General features: G+C 71.6%; 26 protein-coding genes and 1 tRNA gene. 12 read left to right on the top strand and 15 right to left on the bottom strand.

Annotated features, from left to right (window positions below; genetic code table 11):
* Positions 1–77 precede the first annotated feature (77 nt).
* Positions 78–341: a hypothetical protein gene (locus GFH29_RS09365; protein WP_153323083.1), complete on the top strand. Its 264-nt coding sequence runs from the start codon at positions 78–80 to the stop codon at positions 339–341.
* Positions 342–375: 34 nt separating this feature from the next.
* On the opposite strand, the gene GFH29_RS09360 is transcribed toward GFH29_RS09365, so the two are convergent.
* Genes GFH29_RS09360 through GFH29_RS09335 form a run of 6 tightly spaced genes read right to left on the bottom strand, consistent with a single transcriptional unit; the run spans position 376 to position 8,009 of the window.
* Positions 376–1,056, bottom strand: a complete 681-nt coding sequence (locus GFH29_RS09360) for a response regulator (protein WP_153323082.1) — start codon at positions 1,054–1,056, stop codon at positions 376–378.
* Complete coding sequence (locus GFH29_RS09355) at positions 1,053–3,548, bottom strand: ATP-binding protein (protein ID WP_153323081.1); 2,496 nt, start codon at positions 3,546–3,548, stop codon at positions 1,053–1,055. Before GFH29_RS09355 ends, GFH29_RS09360 begins: the two co-directional genes overlap by 4 nt.
* Before the next feature lie 4 nt (positions 3,549–3,552).
* A complete protein-coding gene (gene kdpC / locus GFH29_RS09350; RefSeq protein WP_153323080.1) occupies positions 3,553–4,167 on the bottom strand; it encodes a potassium-transporting ATPase subunit KdpC in 615 nt (204 codons plus the stop codon).
* Positions 4,168–4,171: 4 nt separating this feature from the next.
* The gene (gene kdpB, locus GFH29_RS09345) at positions 4,172–6,265 is read right to left on the bottom strand and encodes a potassium-transporting ATPase subunit KdpB (protein ID WP_153323079.1); all 2,094 of its coding nucleotides are present in this window, start codon (positions 6,263–6,265) and stop codon (positions 4,172–4,174) included.
* Positions 6,262–7,920, bottom strand: a complete 1,659-nt coding sequence (kdpA, locus tag GFH29_RS09340) for a potassium-transporting ATPase subunit KdpA (protein ID WP_153323078.1) — start codon at positions 7,918–7,920, stop codon at positions 6,262–6,264. The genes kdpB and kdpA overlap by 4 nt, the downstream gene beginning before the upstream one ends.
* Positions 7,920–8,009 (bottom strand): potassium-transporting ATPase subunit F, encoded by a 90-nt coding sequence (locus GFH29_RS09335; RefSeq protein ID WP_153323077.1) that lies wholly within the window; start codon positions 8,007–8,009, stop codon positions 7,920–7,922. Before GFH29_RS09335 ends, kdpA begins: the two co-directional genes overlap by 1 nt.
* A 177-nt stretch (positions 8,010–8,186) precedes the next feature.
* Here GFH29_RS09335 and GFH29_RS09330 point away from each other — a divergent pair.
* The 5 genes from GFH29_RS09330 to GFH29_RS09315 all read left to right on the top strand — a co-directional run bounded on the left by GFH29_RS09330 (position 8,187) and on the right by GFH29_RS09315 (position 10,717).
* A tRNA-Pro gene (locus tag GFH29_RS09330) sits at positions 8,187–8,260 on the top strand.
* 133 nt (positions 8,261–8,393) lie between these two features.
* A complete protein-coding gene (locus GFH29_RS20810; protein WP_267128537.1) occupies positions 8,394–8,516 on the top strand; it encodes a hypothetical protein in 123 nt (40 codons plus the stop codon).
* Positions 8,509–8,775 (top strand): hypothetical protein, encoded by a 267-nt coding sequence (locus GFH29_RS09325; RefSeq protein ID WP_153323076.1) that lies wholly within the window; start codon positions 8,509–8,511, stop codon positions 8,773–8,775. Before GFH29_RS20810 ends, GFH29_RS09325 begins: the two co-directional genes overlap by 8 nt.
* 66 nt (positions 8,776–8,841) lie before the next feature.
* Complete coding sequence (locus tag GFH29_RS09320) at positions 8,842–9,840, top strand: GNAT family N-acetyltransferase (protein ID WP_194288935.1); 999 nt, start codon at positions 8,842–8,844, stop codon at positions 9,838–9,840.
* A 49-nt stretch (positions 9,841–9,889) separates the two neighbouring features.
* Positions 9,890–10,717: a hypothetical protein gene (locus GFH29_RS09315; RefSeq protein WP_153323074.1), complete on the top strand. Its 828-nt coding sequence runs from the start codon at positions 9,890–9,892 to the stop codon at positions 10,715–10,717.
* 86 nt (positions 10,718–10,803) lie between these two features.
* On the opposite strand, the gene GFH29_RS09310 is transcribed toward GFH29_RS09315, so the two are convergent.
* The gene (locus GFH29_RS09310) at positions 10,804–11,142 is read right to left on the bottom strand and encodes an STAS domain-containing protein (protein ID WP_153323073.1); all 339 of its coding nucleotides are present in this window, start codon (positions 11,140–11,142) and stop codon (positions 10,804–10,806) included.
* A 132-nt stretch (positions 11,143–11,274) separates the two neighbouring features.
* Positions 11,275–11,889, bottom strand: a complete 615-nt coding sequence (locus GFH29_RS09305) for a dihydrofolate reductase family protein (RefSeq protein WP_153323072.1) — start codon at positions 11,887–11,889, stop codon at positions 11,275–11,277.
* A 273-nt stretch (positions 11,890–12,162) separates the two neighbouring features.
* Here GFH29_RS09305 and GFH29_RS09300 point away from each other — a divergent pair, with 273 nt between their 5' ends.
* Genes GFH29_RS09300 through GFH29_RS09290 form a run of 3 tightly spaced genes read left to right on the top strand, consistent with a single transcriptional unit; the run spans position 12,163 to position 13,249 of the window.
* Positions 12,163–12,663 carry a SigE family RNA polymerase sigma factor gene (locus GFH29_RS09300; RefSeq protein WP_153323071.1) on the top strand — a complete coding sequence of 167 codons (501 nt, stop codon included), beginning with the start codon at positions 12,163–12,165 and terminating at the stop codon, positions 12,661–12,663.
* Complete coding sequence (locus GFH29_RS09295) at positions 12,660–12,815, top strand: hypothetical protein (protein WP_153323070.1); 156 nt, start codon at positions 12,660–12,662, stop codon at positions 12,813–12,815. The genes GFH29_RS09300 and GFH29_RS09295 overlap by 4 nt, the downstream gene beginning before the upstream one ends.
* Complete coding sequence (locus GFH29_RS09290; RefSeq protein WP_153323069.1) at positions 12,812–13,249, top strand: hypothetical protein; 438 nt, start codon at positions 12,812–12,814, stop codon at positions 13,247–13,249. Before GFH29_RS09295 ends, GFH29_RS09290 begins: the two co-directional genes overlap by 4 nt.
* Positions 13,250–13,309: 60 nt before the next feature.
* Here the strand turns inward: GFH29_RS09290 and GFH29_RS09285 are convergent, their stop codons facing one another.
* From GFH29_RS09285 to GFH29_RS09265, 5 genes are all read right to left on the bottom strand, one after another.
* Complete coding sequence (locus GFH29_RS09285; protein ID WP_153323068.1) at positions 13,310–14,578, bottom strand: HNH endonuclease signature motif containing protein; 1,269 nt, start codon at positions 14,576–14,578, stop codon at positions 13,310–13,312.
* A gap of 52 nt (positions 14,579–14,630) precedes the next feature.
* Positions 14,631–15,047 carry a hypothetical protein gene (locus GFH29_RS09280; RefSeq protein WP_153323067.1) on the bottom strand — a complete coding sequence of 139 codons (417 nt, stop codon included), beginning with the start codon at positions 15,045–15,047 and terminating at the stop codon, positions 14,631–14,633.
* A gap of 200 nt (positions 15,048–15,247) precedes the next feature.
* Positions 15,248–16,009, bottom strand: a complete 762-nt coding sequence (locus GFH29_RS09275; protein WP_153323066.1) for an amino acid ABC transporter ATP-binding protein — start codon at positions 16,007–16,009, stop codon at positions 15,248–15,250.
* Positions 16,009–16,800 carry an amino acid ABC transporter permease gene (locus tag GFH29_RS09270; RefSeq protein ID WP_153323065.1) on the bottom strand — a complete coding sequence of 264 codons (792 nt, stop codon included), beginning with the start codon at positions 16,798–16,800 and terminating at the stop codon, positions 16,009–16,011. The genes GFH29_RS09275 and GFH29_RS09270 overlap by 1 nt, the downstream gene beginning before the upstream one ends.
* A gap of 47 nt (positions 16,801–16,847) precedes the next feature.
* A complete protein-coding gene (locus GFH29_RS09265; protein WP_153323064.1) occupies positions 16,848–17,636 on the bottom strand; it encodes a transporter substrate-binding domain-containing protein in 789 nt (262 codons plus the stop codon).
* Positions 17,637–17,899: 263 nt separating this feature from the next.
* Here GFH29_RS09265 and GFH29_RS09260 point away from each other — a divergent pair, with 263 nt between their 5' ends.
* The 3 genes from GFH29_RS09260 (at position 17,900) to GFH29_RS09250 (ending at position 20,313) form a co-directional block, all read left to right on the top strand.
* Positions 17,900–19,342 carry an MFS transporter gene (locus tag GFH29_RS09260; RefSeq protein WP_153323063.1) on the top strand — a complete coding sequence of 481 codons (1,443 nt, stop codon included), beginning with the start codon at positions 17,900–17,902 and terminating at the stop codon, positions 19,340–19,342.
* Between the two features lie 255 nt (positions 19,343–19,597).
* Positions 19,598–19,798, top strand: a complete 201-nt coding sequence (locus GFH29_RS09255; RefSeq protein WP_153323062.1) for a DUF5708 family protein — start codon at positions 19,598–19,600, stop codon at positions 19,796–19,798.
* Entirely contained in the window at positions 19,795–20,313 is a 519-nt protein-coding gene (locus tag GFH29_RS09250; RefSeq protein ID WP_153323061.1) for a TetR/AcrR family transcriptional regulator, read from the top strand. The genes GFH29_RS09255 and GFH29_RS09250 overlap by 4 nt, the downstream gene beginning before the upstream one ends.
* Positions 20,314–20,325: 12 nt before the next feature.
* On the opposite strand, the gene GFH29_RS09245 is transcribed toward GFH29_RS09250, so the two are convergent.
* A complete protein-coding gene (locus GFH29_RS09245) occupies positions 20,326–20,979 on the bottom strand; it encodes a hypothetical protein (RefSeq protein WP_153323060.1) in 654 nt (217 codons plus the stop codon).
* A gap of 173 nt (positions 20,980–21,152) precedes the next feature.
* The gene (locus tag GFH29_RS09240) at positions 21,153–21,866 is read right to left on the bottom strand and encodes a class I SAM-dependent methyltransferase (protein WP_153323059.1); all 714 of its coding nucleotides are present in this window, start codon (positions 21,864–21,866) and stop codon (positions 21,153–21,155) included.
* Between the last annotated feature and the right edge of the window lie 126 nt (positions 21,867–21,992).

The following is a 21,992-nucleotide window of genomic DNA, read 5'->3' as shown; positions in this document are numbered from 1 at the left end:
GGTGACGGCCACACGACCCCGCGAAAGGCCTTCGCATGACCCTCTCGGGATGGCTGCGACGTGCGCGATCCAGTCCTGTGCCACCGCCCGAGCCCGAGCGGATCCGCGCGAGCGCCGGCACCGTCGGGCTGCTGACCGCGCTGCTCAGCTGCGGCGCCTGCCGGACCGCGGTACGCGTCGACGCCGCGGCGGAGACCCTGCGCCACGGCCGGGACCGTACGCCGTACCCGCTGCGGGTCACCGAGGACGCCCGCTCCTGGGTCCTGGAGTGGACCTGCCCCGGCTGCACGGCGCCGAGCGTCTTCCACCTGCCGAAGCTGCTGCCCGACGCCGCGCCGTGAGCGCTGTCGTGCCCCCGGGCACCCGGGCGCTCCCTCACCCCTGCGGCGCGAACCGGTAGCCCATCCCCGGCTCGGTGACGAACAGGACCGGTCGCGACGGGTCGGCCTCGAGCTTGCGCCGGATGCTGGCCATGTGGACCCGCAGGTAGTTGGTCTGGCGCTCATAGCTCGGGCCCCACACCGACTGCAGCAGCTCGGTCTGACGCACCAGCCGGCCGCGACGGCGCACCAGGTGCTCCACGATCCGCCACTCGATCGGGGTCAGGTGCACCTCCTCGACACCGCGACGCGCCCGCGAGTCGCCGAGGTCCAGCTCGAGGTCGCCGACCCGCACGCACGGCGCCGGCTCGACCGCGCCTGCCCGGCGGGTGGCCGCACGTACCCGGGCGAGCAGCTCCTCGATCGAGAACGGCTTGGTGATGAAGTCGTCGGCGCCCAGGTCGAGCGCCTCGACCTTGTCGTCGGACCCGGTGCGCGCCGACACCACGATCACCGGCACCGAGGTGAACGCCCGCAGCCGGGTCAGCACCGCGATCCCGTCCAGGTCGGGCAGGCCGAGGTCGAGCAGCACCACGTCGGGCATCCGCTCGTCGACCACCTGCAGCGCCGAGCGGCCGTCGCCGGCGGTCTCCACGTCGTAGTCACGGGCCCGCAGGTTGATAGCGAGCGTGCGGCAGATGGCGGGGTCGTCGTCGACGACGAGGACGAAGGTCATCGGGTTTCCTTGCCAGGCTTCTGGAGCTCGACGACGAAGGTGAGTCCCCCGCCCGGTGTCTCCTCGGTGCTGATCGTGCCACCCATCGCCTCGGTGAAGCCGCGCGCCACGGCCAGGCCGAGACCCACGCCGTCGCCCTGCGGCACGTCGCCGAGGCGCTGGAACGGCGCGAACAGCCGGCGCTGGTCGCGGTCGCGTACGCCGGGCCCGCTGTCGGCGACCCGCAGCACGACCCCGCCGTTCGCGCACGCGGCGTCGATGCGGATGCGCGCCTCGAGCGGGGTGTACTTCACCGCGTTGTCGCACAGGTTCGCCACCACCCGGTCCAGCAGCCCCGCGTCGGCCAGCACCACGAGGTCCGGGTCGAGGTCCACCTCGATGCGCCCGCCGCCCTCCAGCGCGGCGATCGCGCGGTGCACCGTGCTCGCCAGCGGCACCTCGGTGAGCGCGACCTGCACCGAGCCGGTGTTGATCCGGCTCATGTCGAGCAGGTTCGCGACCAGCGCGGCGAGCCGGTCGGTGGACTCCTCGATGGTCTCCAGCAGGTCCGCCTCGTCCTGGGCCGACCACCTGATGTCGGGTGCGCGCAGGCTGGACACCGCGACCTTGACCGCGGCCAGCGGCGAGCGCAGGTCGTGCGAGACCGCCGCCAGCAACGCCGTGCGGGTGCGGTCGGTCTCCGCGAGCCGCAGCCGCTCCACGTCGGCCGCGGTGGCGGCGCGGCGCTCCTCCATCACCTTCGCGTACGCCGCGTAGGCGTTGAGCAGCCCGCGGTCCGAGGCCGGCAGCCGCGCACCGTCGAGCACCAGCGTGGTCCGCTCGTCGATCGCGGTCGCGACGTCGGCGGCCTCCGCGGACACCGGTGCGCTGCCGTGGGCGGCGACCACCTGCTCGACGTCGAGGTCGTCGCGGCGCAGGATCGCGGCGCCGCGGGCGTTGAACAGCTCGCACGCCGAGGCCAGCAGCCCGCCCAGGTCGTCCCCGGCGTGCAGCAGGCTGTGGGAGAGCACCACCAGCGCGTCGGCCTCGGCCCGGGCCCGCGTCGCCTGCGCCGTACGCCGGGCCGCGGTGTCCACGACCGTCGCCACCGCGATGCCGACGAGCATGAAGATCGCGATGGCCGCGGCGTTCGCCGGCTCCGCGATCGTGATCGTGTGCACCGGCGGGGTGAACAGCACGTTGAGCAGCAGCCCGCTGGACAGCGCGGCGACCACGGCCGGCACCAGGCCGCCGATGAGCGCGGTCGCGACGACCACCACCATCAGCGTCATCGCCTCGGTCGGCAGGCCCTGCATGTCGGCGACGCCGACCAGCAGCAGGCTGACCAGCACCGGCGCGAGGATCGCGAAGGCGAAGCCCAGCAGCCGCCGGCGGCGACTGAGGCTCTCCGGCGGGCGCCACCGGGTGCCGGAGCGGGCGTAGTCGTGGGTGACGATGTGGATGTCGATGTCGCCCGCCGCGGCGATCACCCGCTCGCCGACGCCGGGGCGCAGCAGCGTGCCGACCCGACCCCGGCGGCTGGCGCCGATGATCAGCTGGGTGGCATTCTCGGCGCGTGCGACGTCGAGGATCGCCTCGGCCGGGTCGTCGCCGACCACCGTGTGCAGGGTCCCGCCGAGCTCCTCGGCCTTGGCGCGCAGCGCGGTCAGCTGGTCCGGGGAGACCGCGGTCAGCCCGTCCGGGCGGGTGACGTAGAGCGCCAGCCACTCCCCGCCCGACCCGCGCGAGGCGATCCGGGCCGCGCGGCGCATCAGCGTGGTCGACTCCGGCCCGGCGCTGACCGGCACCACGACCCGCTCGCGGGTGGGCCAGGTGGACTCGATGCGGTGCTCGTGGCGGTAGCGCTCCAGGCCCTCCTCGACCCGGTCGGCCAGCCAGAGCAGCGCGAGCTCGCGCAGCGCGGTGAGATTGCCCTCGCGGAAGTACTGCGAGAGCGCGGCGTCGACACGGTCCGGGGCATAGACGTTGCCGTGCGCCATCCGGCGCCGCAGCGCCTGCGGGCTCATGTCGACCAGCTCGATCTGGTCGGCCGCCCGCACCACCTCGTCGGGCACCGTCTCGCGCTGACGCACCCCGGTGATCGCCTCGGTGACGTCGTTGAGCGACTCCAGGTGCTGGATGTTGACGGTGGTGATCACCTCGATGCCGGCGTCGAGCAGCCGCTCGATGTCCTGCCAGCGCTTCTCGCAGCCGCTGCCCGGGACGTTGGTGTGCGCCAGCTCGTCGACCAGCACCACCTCGGGCTTGCGCGCGAGCACCGCCTCGAGGTCGAGCTCCTCCTGCACCGTGGCCTTGTAGGCCACCCGGCGCCGGGGCACCACCTCCAGCCCGGTGAGGGCCTCGGCGGTCCGGGCGCGGCCGTGGGTCTCGACGTACCCCACGACCACGTCCGTGCCCCGCGCCGCGCGGCGGTGTCCCTCCTGGAGCATCGCGAAGGTCTTGCCGACGCCGGGCGCGGCTCCCAGGTAGACCCTCAGCGTGCCGCGTTCCATGCGCTCAGTGTCCACGCCCGCCGGCCGCGCCGGGCGCGGCGCTCCGAGGAGCGGCCTGCTCGAGCGCGACGTTGAGCTCGAGCACGTTGACGCCGGGCTCGCCGAGGAACCCGAGCCCGCGTCCGTCGGTGGCATCCGCGATCAGGTCGCGGACCTGCTCCTCGCCCAGCCCGCGGGCGCGCGCGACCCGCGGCACCTGCAGGGCGGCGTACGCCGGGGAGATGTGCGGGTCCAGCCCGGAGCCGGACGCGGCCAGGGCGTCCGCGGGCACGTCCGCGGCGTCGACGCCCTCGACGGCGGCCACCTCGGTACGCCGCTGCGCGATCAGCTCCAGCAGGTCCGGGCTGGAGGGGCCGAGGTTGCTGGGCGCCGAGGCGAGCGAGTCGTGGTCGTTGGCCGAGGGACGGGAGTGGAACCACTCCTCGCCCTCGAACTGCTGGCCCAGCAGCCGCGAGCCGACGACCTCGCCGTCGAGGCGGACCGGCTGGCCCTGGGCCCGGTCGCCGAGGGCCTGCCCAGCCCCCCACACGACGAGCGGATAGGCGACACCGAGGACCACGGTGAGGACGAGGAGTGCGCGCAGCCCGGTCAGGGCCTGGCGAGAGAGGTCAGTGAACATGTGATCAGCCGATTCCGGGGATGGTCGAGACGAGAAGGTCGATGAGCTTGATGCCGACGAACGGCACCACGACGCCGCCGAGGCCGAACACGAGCATGTTGCGGCGCAGGACGGAGGTGGCCGAGGCCGCGCGGAACCGCACGCCGCGCAGCGCGAGCGGGATCAGCCCGACGATGACCAGGGCATTGAAGATGACCGCGGAGAGGATCGCCGACTGCGGCGTGGCCAGCCCCATCACGTTCAGCGCGTCCAGCGAGGGGTAGGCGGCGACGAACATCGCGGGGATGATCGCGAAGTACTTCGCCACGTCGTTGGCGATCGAGAACGTCGTCAGCGCCCCACGGGTGATCAGCAGCTGCTTGCCGATCTCCACGATGTCGATGAGCTTGGTGGGGTCGGAGTCGAGGTCGACCATGTTGCCGGCCTCCTTGGCGGCGGCCGTGCCGCTGTTCATCGCCACCCCGACATCGGCGGCAGCGAGCGCGGGCGCGTCGTTCGTGCCGTCACCGGTCATCGCGACCAGCCGGCCGCCGGCCTGCTCCTTGCGGATGTAGTCCATCTTGTCCTCGGGCGTGGCCTCGGCCAGGAAGTCGTCGACCCCCGCCTCGGCCGCGATCGCCTGGGCGGTGAGCGCGTTGTCACCGGTGATCATCACCGTGCGGATGCCCATCGAGCGGAGCTCCGCGAACCGCTCGGCCATGCCCTCCTTGACCACGTCCTTCAGCTCCACGACACCCAGCACCCGGGCGCCGCTGCTCTCGTCGCGGCAGGCGATCACCAGCGGGGTCCCGCCGCGGCGCGCGATCTCCTCGATCACGTCGCACACCTCCGCCGGCGGGTTCTGCCCGATCCAGGCGGCCACCGCCGAGGCGGCGCCCTTGCGCAGGCAGCTGCCGTCGGCGAGGTCGACGCCGGACATCCGGGTCTGGGCGGTGAACTCCACGAACGTCGCGCCGCTGGGCAGGTCCCCGTCGTCGGCGCCCTCGGCCAGCGCGAGCTCGACGATCGAGCGTCCCTCCGGGGTCTGGTCCGCGAGGCTGGCGTTGCGGGCCGCGTCGCGCAGCTGCTCGGGGTCGACCCCGGCGGCGGGCACGAACCGCACCGCGCGCCGGTTGCCGTAGGTGATGGTGCCGGTCTTGTCGAGCAGCAGCGTGCTCACGTCACCGGCGGCCTCCACGGCACGCCCCGACATCGCCAGCACGTTGACCCGCACCAGCCGGTCCATGCCGGCGATGCCGATCGCGGAGAGCAGCGCGCCGATGGTGGTGGGGATCAGGCAGACCAGCAGCGCGATCAGCACGACCAGGTCCTGCGGCGCCCCGGCGTACGACGCCATCGGGGCGAGGGTGGCGACCGAGGCGAGGAAGACGAGGGTGAGGCTGAGCAGCAGGATCGACAGCGCGATCTCGTTGGGCGTACGACGCCGCGAGGTGCCCTCGACCAGCGCGATCATCTTGTCCAGGAACGTCTGCCCGGCGGCCGCGGTGATGCGGACGACGATCCGGTCGGAGAGGACCCGGGTGCCGCCGGTGACCGCGCTGCGGTCGCCGCCCGCCTCGCGGATGACCGGGGCGGACTCGCCGGTGATCGCGGACTCGTCGACCGAGGCGATCCCCTCGACGATGTCGCCGTCTCCGGGGACCACCTCACCGGCCTCGACGACGACCAGGTCGCCGACCTCGAGCTGGGTGCCGGGCACCCGGGTCTCGGTCCCGTCGCCGGCCAGCCGGCGGGCGACGGTGTCGCTGCGGGCGGCGCGCAGCGACGCGGCCTGGGCCTTGCCGCGGCCCTCGGCCACCGCCTCGGCGAGGTTGGCGAACACGACCGTGAGCCAGAGCCAGACGGCGATGGAGACCGTGAACACGCTGGGGTCGAGGACGGCGGCGACAGTGGTCGCGACCGAGCCGAGCCAGACCAGGAACATCACCGGCGAGTGCCACAGGTGACGAGGGTCGAGCTTGCGCAGCGCCTCAGGCAGCTGCTCGACGCCCTGGGCGGCCAGGGTCCGCAGGCTGAGGCCGGCGCGGGCCTGGGACACCACGGTGCCGGTGCTGCTGGTGGTGCTGCTGTCGGTGGGAGCGGTGGTGGTGGTGCTCATGCGAGTGCCTCTGCGATCGGCCCCAGGGACAGGGCGGGGAAGTAGGTCAGGCCGGTGAGGATCACGATCACGCCGACCAGGAGGGTGACGAACAGGGGACGGTGGGTGGGCAGCGTCCCGGCGGTGGCGGGCACCTTGCCCTGCTCGGCCAGGGAGCCGGCGAGGAGCAGCACGAACACGATCGGCACCAGCCGGCCCAGGAGCATGGCCAGGCCGAGGGTGATCTGGAAGAAGTCCGAGGTCACCGTGAGGCCGCCGAAGGCACTGCCGTTGTTGTTGGCCGCCGAGGTGTAGGCGTAGAGCACCTCGCTGAAGCCGTGCCCGCCGGCGTTGCCCATCGCGTCGGGGGTGTCGTCGCGGGAGATCGCCACTCCGGTGCCGACCAGCACCAGCACCGGGGTGGTGAGGGTGTAGAGGGCGACGTAGGTCATCTGCCGCGCGCTGATCTTCTTGCCCAACAGCTCGGGGGTGCGCCCCACCATGAGCCCGGCGATGAAGACGGCCACGATGGCCATCACCAGGATCCCGTAGATGCCGGTGCCGACGCCGCCGGGGCTGATCTCGCCGAGCATCATGTTGACCAGCGCTCCCCCGCCGCCGACCGGCGTGAAGGAGTCGTGGGCGGCGTTGACCGCGCCGGTCGAGGTGCCGGTGGAGACCATGCCGAACAGGGCGCTGGCCCACTCACCGAAGCGGGTCTCCTTGCCCTCCATCGCGGCGCCGGCGGCCTGCGCGGCCTGGGAGCGGGCGCCCGCCTCGCCGGCGGTCATCACGGCCAGCGAGACCGCCATCAGCACGCCCATCGCCCCGAGGACGGCGAGGCCCTGACGCCGGTTGCCCAGCATCGTGCCGAGGGTGCGGGTCAGCGCGATCGGGATGAGGAGCATCAAGAAGATCTCGAGCAGGTTGGTGACGCCGGTGGGGTTCTCGAAGGGGTGCGCGGAGTTGGCGTTGAAGAACCCGCCGCCGTTGGTGCCGAGCTCCTTGATCGCCTCCTGGCTGGCCACCGGTCCGCCGGTGAGGACCTGGCCGTGGCCGGCGAGGGTGTTCATCGAGGTGTCGGAGAAGCTCTGCACCACGCCGCCGAGCATCAGCAGCACGGCGCCGAGGAACGCCAGCGGGAGCAGGATCCGCACGGTGCCCCGGGTCAGGTCGACCCAGAAGTTGCCGAGCGTCGCGGTCCGCACCCGCACGAAGCCGCGGATCAGCGCCACCGCGACCGCCATGCCGACGGCTGCGGAGAGGAAGTTCTGCACCGCGAGGCCGCCCATCTGGGCCGCGAAGCCGAGCGTCGACTCCCCGCCGTACGACTGCCAGTTGGTGTTGGCCACGAACGACGCCGCGGTGTTGAACGCCATCGCCCAGCCCATGCCGTCGAGCTCGCGGCTCATCGGCAGGTGGGCCTGGCCCATCAGGATCGCCATCAGCACGACGACGCCGACCAGGGAGAAGGCGACGACGCTCAGCGCGTAGGCCTTCGGGCTCTGCTCGGCGCGGGGATCGACCCCGCTGAGGCGGTAGAGGGCTCGCTCCACCCGCAGGTGGGTCGAGCCGGTGTAGACGCGCGCCATGTAGTCACCCAGCGGCACATAGACCAGTGCCAGCAACGCGACCAGGGACGCGAGCTGCAGTGCTCCTGCGACGGTGTCGGACATCAGAAGCGCTCCGGGCGGATCAGGGCCGCGAGCAGGTACGCCGCCACAGCGACGACCGCGATTATCAGGAGGCCGTTCTCAAGACTCATGCGCTCAGCCAAGACCTCCGCGAGGCGCCGAACGCCGATCTTGACGCGGTCTTGACGCGCGTTGACGCACTCTTGGCACGGCCGCCCATCACCGCCCCGGCCCGATTCCGGCGTACGGCGCGGGGTGGGGTAAGGTTCACCCGGTTCGTGACGCGGCCTCGCCGGGTCATGGATGTTCGGGCTGTAGCGCAGCTTGGTAGCGCACCTGACTGGGGGTCAGGGGGTCGCAGGTTCAAATCCTGTCAGCCCGACACACGAGAGGCCGGTCCACCGCGGAGACGCGGAGGACCGGCCTTCGTGGTTCTGCGGGGCGGTGGCGCACGCCGCTCGGAGCGATCTGCACGAAGCCGCTGGCCTCGGCCCCCGAGCCGCCACACTGCGTCCATGCGCATCGGCACCTGGAACCTCGCCGGCCGGTGGGACGCCCGCCACCTCGCCCTTCTCGAGGCCATGGACTGCGACGTCCTGCTGCTCACCGAGGTGTCCGAACGCGTGCGGCTTGGCTGAGGTGGAGGGGCTACGGGTCTGCTCCTCGGTCCTGCCCTGGCACGCGTGCGGCAGCCGGGCGCCGTGGACGGGCACCACCAGCGCCGAGAAGACGAGCGCCACGCAGCCGCACCAGATCGACGACCTCCTGAGCATCGATCACCTCGCGGTCCCCGCCGCGTGGGCCGTCGCCGACGTCCAACGCCACCCGGCGTTCCACGACGGAGACCGGCTCTCCGACCATGACGCGTACGCCGTGGAGATCCAGATCACCGCGTGAGGCAGGATCGGGCCCGTCGCTCGGGGACCTGCCTCGAGGGCCTCCGCTCGAGACATGGGGTGTTCGATGATCGTGCCGCTGGACCTGCGGGCCCTCTCCGTGGACGACCGATCGGCCGTGGCCGATATCTACCGCGTCGAGTGCGCGGCGACCGCGCACGCCCGGCCGGGCTGGGTGCCGCTCGACGAGCCCGCCAGAGTGGCGGCGTGGCAGGCCGACAACGGCTGGTCCCACCAGCTCGTCGGCGCGTTCGAGGGCGATGACCTGATCGGGTTCGCCAGCTCCTCGACCGCCGACGACACCCCGGACACCTCCTGGCTCGACGTCTGCGTGCTGCCCACGCACCAGCGCCGCGGCATCGGCGCGCGGCTCGCCCGGGCCGCGGAGCAGGCCGGCCCCGCGGGGGCGGAGCGGTACGTCGCCAGCGCCTACCTGCCGACGGCCACGGAGATCGACGCGCTCGTCGGGAGGTTCGCCGGTCCCCTCGGCTATGCGCGCGCCACCACGGAGACGGTGGTCGAGCTCGACCTGGCCACCGCGGAGCTGGCGCCCGCCGAGGTGGCCGCCGGGACCACCGTCTCCACCCATCTCGACGGCGTCCCGGCCGACCTGCGCGCCCAGGTCGGCGTGATCAAGGGCCTGGTCGACGCCGAGGCGCCCCACGGCGAGCTCGGCTGGGAGCCCACCCCGGTCTCGGTCGAGGACTACGAGCGCGAGCTGGCCCTGTGGCACCAGCAGGGCCGCACCCCGGTCGAGTCGATCGCCGTCACCGCGGACGGTGTGGTCGCGGCCTGGACGTGCGTGGTCGTCGGGCCGGACCCGGCGCGCCCGGCGCACGTCGAGGGGACCCTCGTCCTCACCGCCCACCGCGGCGCGGGCCTCGGCCGGGCGGTCAAGGTCGCCTCGCTCCTCGCCGTACGAGACCACGCCGGGGCGGTACGCGTGCGGACCAGCAGCGACGACGCGAACGTCTGGATGCGCGCGATCAACGACGAGCTCGGGTTCTCCCCCGTCGAGTCCGAGGTGCTGGTGCAGAAGGTCCGCCGGGATCCCTCCGGGGCTTGAGTGCCCGTACTCATGTCCTCGAGCCGTCCGGGACCGTAGCGTCCCCGCCATGCCGACAGACGCGAGAGAATATGCGCGCCGGCTGTGGGGCGCGCTCAACGCGGCGCTGGCGCTCGTGGTGGTCGGGTACGGAGCCGTGTTCGTCTTCCTGGTCCTCGCCCTCGGCACCGACCACAGCGAGGTGGCGGCCGCGGAGTGGCTGCGACCGTGGGCGATCGGGGCACTGGGCGGATTGGCCACTGCGCTCCTGGCTGGACGCTACGACCGCCGCTACCTGCCCTGGACGGCGGCGCTCGTGCTCGCCGGAGTGTGTGCAGCCCCCCTCCTCACTGCCCACTTCGACACCCCCGCCGCACCGCTCGTGGTGCCCCTGGCGGTCTCGATCGTGTGGCACGCCCGCGCCGGGCGCCACGCCGAACGGCGTACCCCGCGCTATGCCGTGCTCACGGGGGTGCTCGTCACCGTGATGGCCTTGACCGTCGTCGGAGCCGCAGTCGGCCACGTGGTCCTCGCCTCGCGGTCCACGCCTGAGTACGCCGCCATGCGCTCCGATCCCCTGGCCGCGGAGCGGCTGCCGGGGCTGGCGCTCCGCTTCGACTGGAGCCAGGACAACACCACCCCCTTCGGCATGCGCTCGCCCGCGCAGGTCTCGAGGTCCTGGACCATCACCGACGGGTCGACCACGGCGGCCAAGATCGCCGAGCTCGAGGCGCTGGCCGAGAGGCACGAATGGGCCGTCGCCGAGGATCCGGTGTTCTGCGGGTGGCGCAAGAGCATCGCGGGACACCCGCTCTGCCTCGTGATCCGGTCCGGGCAGAGCCCGGATGAGGTGGTGGTCGAGATCACGGGTGGCCGAGCTGCGCCATCCGCCTCGTAGATCGCCCACCCGCTCACTCCCGGGCCGCGAGCACTCGTCCCGGTATAGGTGGTTCGGTCGAGAGCCGGCCGCTGTGCCGGAGCGGGCTAGTGCGCCTCGACCTCGCGGGAGCGCTCCTCGACGGGCAGCGTGAGCTCGGTCGCGTGCGGGAGCCCGTTCATCTCCATCACGACCTGCGCGATCGATCCGCGGACCGCTCGCAGGGTGACCGGGCTGTCGCTCGGTGCGCGACGGAGCGCGGCGACGAGCTCGTTGACCCCGATGCTGGCGAGGTACTCGACGTGGGAGAGGTCGACGACCAGGGCGCCCTTGCCGACCTTGTGCTCCAAGACCGTGCGCAGCTCGTGGAGGGAGAGCTCGTCGATGACCCCGCCGAGGGTCACGGCGTCTCCGTGCTGAACGGCGGTGAACTGATGGAAGTGCATGGCTCTCCGGGTGGCTGGGGGCAGCCGGTGGGGGTAGATGAAACTTGAATGTATCCAAACTGCGCCGCATCCCGGCTCCCCTCATGGGGTGTAGTGGGGCCGCCCCCACCTCCCGACACCACCTCCCGCAGCTCAGCGCACGTCGTACGTCAGGTGCGTCGCCGTCGACGTCGGTACGACGCGGCGCTGCACCAGCGTGCGCGGCGCCCCGGCAGTAAAGAGCGGGGTGCCGGAGCCGAGCATCACGGGCGCCAGGTGCAGGGTCAGCTCGTCGACAAGGCCGGCGTCGACCGCGGAGGCGACCGTGGCACCGCCGCCCATCACCACGACATCGAGGTCCGTGCCGGCGCGCGCCGACTCCGCCTCGGCGTGCTGGCGAGCCGCAGCGACCGCATCGGCGAGTCCGGTGGTCACGAAGGTCCAGTCGAGGTCGGTGAGCCTCACCGCGGCGGGCGCCGAGCCGGTGAGCACGAAGAACCCGGGCCGTGCAGCCTCCCCCGCGCCGTACCCGGTCTCGTCGTCCCAGCCCCACGGCCCGTCGACCACGTCGAAGAGCCGGCGCCCCATCACCACGGCGCCGGACCGGGCCGCCGCCTCGCGCAGGATCCGACCGTCCTCCGGGTCCTCGGAGAACGCCCAGGTGTGCAGCCCCTCCCCGCCGTCGCCCAACCCGTTGGCCGGGCCGGGATCGGGCCCGGTGACGAAGCCGTCGAGGGAGACCGAGATGTCGGCGATGATCCGCGTCATAGGAGGACAGGCAGGATCCGCGTCCGGAACTCATCGGCCCGGACCTCATCGGCCGAGGCTCACCGCACCGGCGGCACCGCGTCACCGTCAGGGCGAGCGTGGGGATCGCGCTCCGCTCGACGAACACGACCTGGCGCCCTTCGCCACCGATCACGTCCGCGTCCGTGAGCCACCGGGATAGCCTCGGGCACCCCCGCAGCAGCCGACACCGCTGTGTAGACCTCCGGCCCCCTCCCGCGCGTAGAGGAGGTGAGACGCCCGAGAGGAACGAGCATGGACCGACACCAGCTGGACGCGGAGTTCGACCAGTTCGTCATCGCGCGTGCCGCGCAGCTGCGGCGCACGTCGTACGTCGTGGTCCGCGACTGGCACGCCGCCGAGGACGTGGTCCAGGCCGTGCTGGTCAAGCTGTTCCTCGCGTGGCCGCGGATCCGGAGGGACACCGTCGACGCCTACGCGCGGCGGGCGGTGGTCAACGCCAGCATCTCCCACCTCCGTCGCCACGGGCGCGAAGCGCCCACCGAGGTCGTCCCGGACACCGTGCAGTCCGAGAGCCCCGATCTGTCCCCCACCGTGGTCGCTGCCCTCCACGACCTCTCGCCCGCGCAACGGGCGGTGGTGGCGCTGCGGTTCCTCGAGGACCTGCCGGTCGCCGAGGTGGCGGCGATCCTCGGCGTCTCCGAGAGCACCGTCAAGACGCACACCAGCAGAGCCTTCACCACCCTGCGACGGCTGATGCCCGAGCTCGTGCTCACCTCCGAGGAGGAACGATGACCGACGTAGACCTGCAGACCCGTCTGCGACGAGAGCTCGACGCCACCGAGCCACCGCTGCGCCTCGACCTGGTGTCCCTGCGCCGGGTGGCGCGCGCCCGCCGGCGTCGACGCCGCGCCGCGGCGGCGGTCATCGGCGCCGCGGCCTCGTGAGCCTGGTCGCCGCCCTGGCGCTGCCCCTGGGCGGAGGAGGCACGCAGGCCGACGACCTGGTCGCCATCGACCCGAACACCGGCGTCACCCGCGACCCACCGTCCACCAGGGGCCCGGTCGCGTCGCCGGACGACCCTCGGGTCGTCGCCCTCGGCAGCGGGACAGGAGTCGGCGACCGCGGCTCCCGCACCGTGCAGCTGGGGCCGCGGCCGCCGGAGGCGTCCGCCGTGATCGTCTCGGTGACCTGCCTGACGGCGGGCACCGTGCGGTACGCCGGGATCGGCGCGATCTCCTGCTCGGCGGGGACCTCCGCGACCACCGACGTCCTGATCAGGCTGGAGCCCGGGCAGGAGAGCATCCGGATCCGCGCACGCGAGGACGTCGAGTGGGAGCTCAGCGCGACCTATGCCCGGATCAGGCCGGACAAGCCCTAGTCCCCGGACAGCAAGACGGCAGAAGACCACCGCAGGAGGTGCCAGACGCGGCCGGTCGGCCTAGCAGCGTCGGTGGAAGGTGAGCTTGCCGCCGGAGAGGGTCCTGGTCTCGTACGCGGGGTCGTGGGCTCTGGCGTGGTGGCGGGGACAGAGGAGCCGGCCGCTGGCCACGCTGGTCGCACCGCCGCGCGACCACGGAACGTCGTGGTGGGCGTGGCACAGGCCGGGCGGCCAGTCGCACCCCTCGGCAGTGCAGCCGCCGTCGCGCAGCGCGAGGGCGACGCGGTGGGCCTTCGTGTGGAACCTGCGCTTGCGGCCGACATCGAGGGGCCGGCCCTGGCCGTCGAGGACGGCCGGCACGATCCCGGCCTCACACGCCAGCCGTCGGGCCTCGGTGGCGGAGATGGTCTCGCCGGTGTGGAGGTGGGCCGCGCGCAGCCCGCCGAGGAGCGAGTCGAGGGTCATCGTGATCACGACGGTGGCGGCCACGCCGCCGGCGTCGGGGAGACGGTCTGCGGGGTAACGCTCCAAGAACTCACAGAAGGCCTGCCCCATCCGCTCAGGACCCGGCCGCCGCTCACCTGCCACAGCGCCGGCGCCGTTCACGGCGTGCTGGTGCTTCGGTGCGGCGATCGCCAACAACGCGGCGCGCAACATCGCGGCGTGGTGGGTGGGGATCGTGAACCGGCCGTGGGTCTTGCCGTGCCCATCATCCGACATCGTCAGCCGGGCAGCGGCACGCGCAGCGGCCTCCTCACGCTCCAGCCGTGCGGCCTCGGCGGCGTCGGCCTGCTCGGGGGCGGCGACCTCGATGAGTCGCTTGGAGAGGCGGCGCAGGGTGATCGCATCGTGCTCACCTGCCTGCTCGAGGAGGAACTCCTCCGCCCGGGCGCGGATCTCCTCGTCAACCAGATCGGCAGGCAGGTCATCGACCGCGTCGACGATCACCTGCGCCTGGTCCAGGTGGATCCGCCCCGCAGCCAAAGCGCCCCGCACGCCGTCGTGCTGCCCGGTGTCCAGGGCCCGGGCCAGCCGCATCAACCGATGGGTCTCCGGGCGGGTCAGGCGCGACTGGTGCGCCCACCAGTTCGCAGTGCTGGTCGCACCGACCGCATCGCCCACCTCGACGCTGTGAGCGTGCGCCGCGACCCGCAACCGCAGCTCCTGCAACCGATCGATCTCAGCGCTCAGATCCAGCAGCGTCGCCCCCGCCTCGGCCTCGCTCAACGACCACACCGGCGCATCCGCAACCGCGTCGAGGGCCTCGTGCACGCACGCCACCGCCACGGCCACCGGGTGGCCGGATCGGGGCGGGCGAGGTGCTTCCATGGACCTACTCAACCACCGACCACCGACAGTCCCGGGCCGACGTTCTCCCAGGTCAGAACACCTGTGGACAACCGCCGGTCGACGCCGACGGATCGAGACGGTGCTCGACGATCGGCCACCAGTGACGCACCGACAGCTCGGAACGAGCGGTGTCCAGGCTCACCCACGTGCCGTCGCAGGTGGGCTCGACCGTCCCCGCGGGCTCGAACACCGGCACATGGGCCCACGGTGTGGGGTGCGGGTAGGACGGATCGGGATGCGGCACCACATTGCGGACGTAGCCGACGCAGAGGTGCTCGATGTCGGCCCTACCGTGCGTCGTGGTCGCGAGCAAGGCGAGCCCCTCGGCGGCTGTCAGCGACGTGGTGCCCCGTGCAAGGGCCAGGCTCGGCAGGTCGAGACCCCGAGAGGTCGGCACGCAGAAGAACTCCGCGCCGCCGGCCGTATGCCGCACCAGCAGCAGCCGCACGATGATGCGGGTCCGGAACGGCGCACGCCCGACCAGCCCACACCTCCGCCATGCTGCCGGCCGGCAACCACGGCGCAGACGGGACTGACGCGATGAGCGAGGCCACCCGGGCCCGCCTCGCGCCCGTCACCGGCGAGCGTGGCGAGCGTGGCGAGGAGGGCGACGGCCAGGCCGAGACCGACGCCCTCCTGCGCGCTGCCTCACAGCACCTTCGACAGGAACGACCGGGTCCGCTCGTGCTGCGGGGCGGCCAGCACCTCGGCGGGGTCGCCCTCCTCGAGGATCACACCGTCGTCCATGAAGACCAGCTTGTCGCCGACCTCACGGGCGAAGCCCATCTCGTGGGTGACGACCATCATCGTCATGCCCTCGGCCGCGAGGTCCTTCATGACCGCCAGGACGTCGCCGACCAGCTCGGGGTCGAGCGCGGAGGTGGGCTCGTCGAAGAGCATCATGTCCGGCTGCATCGACAGCGCCCGCGCGATCGCCACGCGCTGCATCTGCCCGCCCGAGAGGTGCGCGGGGTACGCCGACTCCTTCTCGGCCAGCCCGACCTTCGCGAGGTTGGCCCGGGCGATCTCGACCGCCTCGTCCTTGTGACGGTGCGCGACCTTCTGCTGGGCGATGGTGAGGTTGCGCAGCACCGTCATGTGCGGGAACAGGTTGAACTGCTGGAAGACCATCCCGATGCGCGAGCGGAGCTTGTCCACGTCGGCGTCGGGGTCGGTGATCTCCTCCCCCTCGATCAGGATCTTGCCCTTGGTGGGGACCTCCAGCAGGTTCACGCAGCGCAGCAGCGTCGACTTGCCCGACCCCGAGGGACCGATGACGCACACCACCTGACCGTTGCCGACGTGGAAGTCGATGCCCTTCAGCACCTGGTTGTCGCCGAAGTACTTGTGCAGGTCCTGCACGTCGATCGCAGCGTCGCTGCGCCCGGCGCCGTTGTGTCCGATGCTCATCAGCGGGCCCTCTCCGCACGGCTCTCCATGCGACGTACGACGATCGACAGCGGCACCGTGATCAGCAGGTAGCACAGGCCGACCACGATGATCGGGGTCATGTTGGCGTTGGCGTTCATCGCCTCACGGCCGAACTTGGTGAGCTCGTAGCCGCTCAGCGCGAGCCCGAGGAGGTAGATCAGCGAGGAGTCCTTGGTGAGCAGGATCAGCTCGTTGGTCAGCGGCGGCAGAATGATCCGGAACGCCTGCGGGATCACCACGCTGACCATCGCGCGCGAGTGGGACATGCCCAGCGACCGCGCCGCCTCCATCTGCCCGCGGGGCACCGCCTGGATGCCGGCCCGGATGGTCTCGGCCATGTAGGCGCCGCCAACCAGGCCGAGCGCCAGGGTCACGATCCCGAGGTTGCCGAACGGGATCTCCCGATCGGGGAACGCCAGGCTGAAGCCGGTGCTGAGCGAGATGAAGACGACCAGCGCCGGGAGCCCGCGGAACAGCTCGATGATCCCGGTGGAGATCCAGCGGTACGGCCCGATGCTGGACAGCCGCATCAGCGCCAGGATCAGGCCGAGCACGAGACCGAACGCGAAGCCGCAGGCGGTGTAGATGATCGTGTTCTTCAGCGCGATCGTGATGACGTCGGGGAACTGCTCCTTCACCAGTTCCCAGTCGAAGAACGCGCGACGCAGCTCACCCCAGTCGGCGAGGAAGCCGATCGCGACGAGGATGAGCACGAGTACGGCGTACTGGACGGCGCGCCACCTCGCGGCGCGCTGTCGGGGACTCGCCACGGTTCAGTCCCTCACGGCGAGCGAAACGGGGAGACGCTGTGGCGCGCTCACTGGGTCGGCGCCTTGCCGAACCACTTCTCGTAGACCTTGTCGTAGTCGTCGCTGGCGATCGCGTCGTTGATGATCGTGAGCAGCTCGTCGTTGTCGTCCTTCTTCACCGAGAAGCCGTAGGCCTCGTCGGTGGTGAACTCGTCGACCACCTCGACGTCCGGGTTCTGGCTGGCGAAGTAGTTGAGCAGGCCGTTGTCGTTGACTCCCGCATCGGCCTTGCCGGTCTTGACCGCCTGCTGCATCAGCTGGGAGTCCTCGAAGGAGATGATCTCCGCGTCGTCCGGTGCGTTGTCGCGCATGTAGTCCGCGCCGGTCGTGCCGTCCTGCACCGCGATGGTCTTGCCGGCCAGGTCGTCGAGGGAGGAGATGCCGGAGTCGGTCTGGGTGATCAACGCCTGGGTGGCCTCGAAGTAGGGGTCGGTGAAGTCCATGACCGCCTCCCGCTCGGGCGTGATCGTCATGGCCCCCGCGGCGACGTCGCACTTGCCGGTGTTGAGCGCCTCGCCGGAGACGATGGTCTCCCAGCCGATGTCGACGATCTCGGTGTCCCAGCCCTCCGCTTCGGCGGCGATCTGGAGCACGTCGGGGTCGAAGCCGACGACCTTGCCCCCCTCCTGGAACTCGAAGGGCTTGTAGGGCAGGTGGGTGCAGATCGTCAGCGTGCCGTCGGAGACGAGCTTGGCGCCGGACTCGGTCGTGGTGGTGGTGTCGTCCTTGGCGCAGCCTGCGGCGCCGAGGACGACGGCGGCCGCGCCCAAGGCGATGGCGATCTTTCGGGTGCTCATGTCAGCACCGTATACAGATCGCGACCTGATTAGACCCCGCTGAAGCCCGGTTTTCGAGACGCGATGGCCCTGTTCCCTTCCCTAAACCCGGGAGTCTGTTGCACAGGTCACCCTCGCGCTGGCACGGGCCCGGGGGCGCGCGCTGCGTAGAGTTCAGGCTTCTGACCCGGGACGGACCGGGTGAGGCGAACGTGCGCTTTCCGCGCCGGCGGTCCGAGGCTGGAAACCTCCAGAGCCCCCTTGGATCCTCTGGAGCTTCCTGCATGTCCTCATCCCCACCCTCCCCCAGCACCCGCTGGTGGGCCCTCGTCGTACTCGGCCTGACCCAGCTGATGGTCGTCCTCGACGGCACGATCGTCGCGATCGCGCTGCCCGCCGCCCAGGCCGACCTCGGCATCGACGACGGCCAACGCCAGTGGGTCGTCACGGCGTACGCCGTCACGTTCTCCGCGCTGCTGCTGCTCGGCGGGCGAATCGCTGACTACTGGGGCCGCAAGCGCACCTTCATGGTCGGCATGGTCGGGTTCGGCGCGGCCTCGGTGTGGGGCGGCCTGGCGCAGTCGGGCGGTGAGCTCATCGCCGCCCGCGGCCTGCAGGGCGTGTTCGCGGCGCTGCTCGCACCCGCCGCCCTGGCGATGGTCGCCGTCCTGTTCCCCAGCGGTCGCGACCGCAACGTTGCCTTCGCGGTGTTCGGCATCATCGCCGGCACCGGCGCGGCGTTCGGCTTCCTGCTCGGCGGGGTGCTGACCCAGTACGCCGACTGGCGCTGGTGCCTGCTGGTGAACATCTTCTTCGTCGTCGCCGGCCTGATCGGCGGCAAGCTGCTGCTCGTCGAGAGCAAGGCCGAGGGCGACACCCGCTACGACGTGCTCGGCACCGTCACCGTCGCGCTGGGCCTCGGCGCGCTGATCTACGGCTTCGCGCGCGCCGAGCACGGCTGGGGCGAGAGCGACACGATCGGCTTCCTGGCCGTCGGCGGCGTGCTGCTGGCCGTCTTCGTGTGGTGGCAGGGCCGCACCTCCCACCCGCTGCTGCCCCTGCGCGTGGTCCGCGACCGGGTGCGCGGCGGCGCGTTCCTCCTGCAGGCCTTCGTCGGCGTGGTCATGGTCGGCGCGATGCTCTACCTGACCTTCCACTTCCAGATCGTGCTGGGCTTGAGCCCCGTCGCTGCCGGCTTCGGCAACGTCGCGATGACGGTCGTCATCATGGCGACCGCGCCGATCTCGACGAAGCTCTTCACCACCTTCGGCCCGCGGGTGGTGCTCACCGTCGGCCCGCTCCTCGTGGCGGCCGGGCTGTTCTTCCTCAGCGGCATCACCGCCGAAGGCAGCTACTGGTCCGAGGTGCTCCCCGGCATGGTCGTGATGGGCCTCGGCTTCTCGCTGATCTTCGTGCCGCTGCAGAACCTCGCCCTGGCCGGCGTCGACCCGCACGACGCCGGTGTCGCCTCCGCGCTCGCCAACGCCTCGATGCACGTCGGCGGGTCCATCGCGGTCGCGGTGTTCACCGCGCTCTACACCTCCTCGGTGACCGACGCCCTGGCCTCGGGCACGGCGCGGATGCCCGCGCTCGCCGGCGCGTACGGCGACGTCCTGTTCGCCGCGGCCTGGGTGATGGTGCTGGGTGCCGTCACCTCGTTCGCGCTGATCCGTGGCCCCAAGGCCGCGCTCACGCCGCCGACCGATGCGGTGGTCGCCGCGCACTGAGGTCCGCTTCGTCGTACCGCTCAGCTCCGCACCGGATCGGATCCGGTGCGGAGCTGTTGCATTGGAGGAACGGCGGTGGCCTGCCAGTGGCCGATGCAGGATGCCCCTCATGCCGCCGATACCGGATCACCTCGAGGTGGCCTTCGATGGCTGCACCCTGACGCGCGGCCCCGTGCGGGTCGACCGGGCGCTTGTGCGCGAACGGCCGATGTCGTACGTTCGTCCTATACATTCGTATAGGACAAGGAGCGCGGCATGAGCAGACATTCACGGGACCTGTGCATCGGCGCGGTCATGACCCTCGGCGGTCTGGTGATGTTCTTCGCGTTCCACGACGTCGAGACCCCGGTGATCGGCCTGCGTCAGGCCGGTCTCGTGATCGCGGTGCTCGGCCTGATCGAGCTCGTCGTGACCGGGTGGTCGATCCTCCGGTCGCGGCGGCCACAGGACCGATGAGCGCCTCCCGCGTGCTCGACGGCGTGCTGGCGGTGCTCGCCGAGCAGGGCGTCGGCGCGCTCAGCGTCCGCAGCGTTGCCGCGGCCGCGGACGTGTCTCCGGCGCAGGTGCAGTACTACTACCGCACGAAGAGCGAGCTGGTGCGTGCCGCCTTCGACCACGCAGGCGAACAGCTCCTCGCCGACATCGCGGCCGCGAACCCCACCACGCTGATGGGTGTCGTGGAGCAGTGGCTGCCGCTGGACGGTCCACGCGAGCGCCGGGCCCGCGTCTGGCTCGCCTACGCGGCCATCGCGGCAGTCGACGCGGATCTGGCGGCGACCTCGGCTCGGCTCGACGAGGAGCTGCGGCAGTGGTTCACCGACCAGGGCCTGTCGGACCACGCGGCCGCCCAGCTCTTCGCGCTGATCGACGGCGTCACCCTCCAGTGCCTGATGCTGCCGCACTCGGAGCGTCGGTCCCTTGTCGAGCGCACGGTGGTGCCGTTCGTCGCCCGACTCGAGGCCGACGGCTAGTCACGTCGCCGATCAGTCATCGCGGCCGACCAGCTCGCCGTTCACCAGTTCGACGACAGCGGGCTCCCATGAGCCGGTGACCTCGAGGAGTTCGTCGGCCACCCACACGGGAATCCCCTCGGACAGCGGGGTGCCGACGGGCACGATATCGCCGTCGCCCGTCGACTCAGCGGCTTCTGGGCCGGTGAGGTACGCGGCCCAGTCGGCGGGGTCGATTCGGTAAGTGGTCTGCTCGGTTCCCCTCACCACACGGATTCCGCCCTTGTCGTCGTGGACGTCGGCGTGTCTTCCGAGGTGGTCTAGCAGTGCTTGCCAGGCCTCGTCGACGGACCATATCCGGCGGACGTAAGGCTCGCCGGGACTCCAATCGGCGTCGATCTGCTGCTTGTAGCGACGCGCCGCCGCGAGCTGAACGTCCGCCCACCACCCTGAAGCGGTCTCGTCATGGGCTTGGCTCAGCGGAACCTCGAGCTCGCCGCGGATCCGGCGGTTATGAGACTCACGATCGCCTGGTAGCACCTCAGGGTCGACGAATGACCACCGCAGCCGCACCCGGTCGGCGACGACTTCCGCGCGGTCGAGGCGCAGGCTCAGGGGGGTACCGGGGACGTCGACCACTGCGGAAGCCCGGCGCACGGCTTCTAACTGCCGCTCCACGATGGACAAGTCGCCTTGGTCGGGTCGCTCTGATCGACGCCGCCCCTCATCCCGCCTACTTGCTCTGGTCACGTGGGTGAGCCTCGCACCTTGAACATCTGAATGCGCGTCAATTGCTCAACGACCCGACGAGCGCGGATCGCGGCAGATTCGGGTGTCAGCGGCGACGCTCGAATGTGCCCTCAGGCCGCCTCGAGGTCGACGAACAGGAAGCAGATGAATGAGCGACCGTCCAGGTCGGCCACCAGCTCAGGTGGGGTGTCGGCCGCGGGCGGCGGCTCGGTGACCGCCTTGATGGTGAAGCCGGCGCCGATGAAGGCGTTGAGGACGTCCTGCAGGGGCCGGTGCCAGTAGGTCATCCACACGGTCCGGTCGCCGTAGTCGTAGTCCTCGGAGTACTGGGTGAGCGCGAAGTAGTCGGCGTCCGGATAGCCGACCACATAGACCGTGGGATGGATGATCGAGACGGTGAGCCGACCGCCTGGCCTGAGCACCCGGCGTACCTCGGCGAGTGCCGCGTCCCAGTCCTCGACGTAGTGCAGCGCCAGCGAGGAGACGACGAGGTCGAAGGCGTCGTCCGGATAGGGCAGCGGCGCGCCCAGGTCGGCGACCCGCACGTCCGCGTCCTCGCCCAGCCGCTCGCGGGCCAGGTCGACCATGACGGGGCTCAGGTCGAAGCCGGACACCACCGCGCCCTTGTCCCGCAGCGCCTCCGTCAGCGGCCCCGACCCGCACCCGGCGTCGAGCACCCGCAGGCCCGCGACGTCACCGGCGAGACGGAGCATCTCCGGGCGCTCGTAGTAGGCGTTGAAGAGGCTGTTCGCGTTGCGAGCCGAGTACTCGGCGCCGAAGTCGTCGTAGTCAGCGACGCGGGACGTGTCCACCGGATCAGCCATGGGAGGTGTCTACTCGCATCCCAGGTGTACGCCGCGCCGCCACGCGGTCGAGCACCAGCAAAGGCGTCAGGTAGTGCTCGGTGACCCGACCGCCGAGGTCGTCCACCGCCTGCGGCACCCGCGACG

The sequence above is a fragment of the Nocardioides sp. dk884 genome, assembly GCF_009557055.1.
In the GTDB taxonomy this organism is placed as follows: Bacteria; Actinomycetota; Actinomycetes; order Propionibacteriales; family Nocardioidaceae; genus Nocardioides.
Note: the sequence above shows the minus strand (reverse complement) of the source record. Positions and strands in the feature narration are given on the sequence as shown.